The organism is Mesorhizobium sp. M0106, assembly GCF_040322715.1.
Lineage (GTDB): Bacteria > Pseudomonadota > Alphaproteobacteria > Rhizobiales > Rhizobiaceae > Mesorhizobium.
Genome location: NZ_JAMYUA010000145.1, coordinates 1 through 616, shown reverse-complemented (window position 1 = coordinate 616; position 616 = coordinate 1). Strand labels below are relative to the sequence as shown.

The following is a 616-nucleotide window of genomic DNA, read 5'->3' as shown; positions in this document are numbered from 1 at the left end:
CATCACAAGGTGTCCACCTATTTTGGTGGACACCTCATGCATCAGAGCACTCAACAGCAAAAGGTGCGGGGAAATTCGCGCTTACCCTGAAGCCGAATGCATCCGAGATTGTCGCGGGTGAAATCAGCCCCGATGGTTGGTGCCGCTTTTACAAAGCACGGCCTGCCTGATCGGCAGAGCCCAGCGGAGACTTTCGTTGTCCGCTGCACTGGCGGGTGATGGTCAGCAGGCGTCGCGTCGAGGGCGTCGGGTCACATTAGGCATTCGACAAGTCCGGGTCAGAGCCGAAGTGATCGACGACCTTTCCAACATTTGCCTTCCCGATTGACCCCCAAATATCAGCGTTCCTCTGGCGGCTTGACGTTCTGGAACTGCCTCAGCAGCAGCAGATCATAAATGATTTTGAGTGCGCCGCAGATCAGGAGGGGCCATGCCCGGAACGAGGCAGCGAACAGAGCGCCCGCCAGGGCGGGGCTGGCTGCGGCAGCCAAACTGCGCGGTACCGATGTGAAGCTCGCGGCGGCTGCCCGCTCCGCCTCCGTGACGACCGCCATGACGTAAGATGAGCGCGTCGGGACGTCCATCTGCGAAAGCGCGGCACGGATCAGCAGCAGGG

1 pseudogene is annotated in these 616 nt (G+C 60.7%); it reads right to left on the bottom strand.

The features are described from left to right. Positions 1 to 338: 338 nt before the first annotated feature. Positions 339 to 616: pseudogene (locus NKJ55_RS35505) on the bottom strand (MFS transporter); the annotation flags it as partial.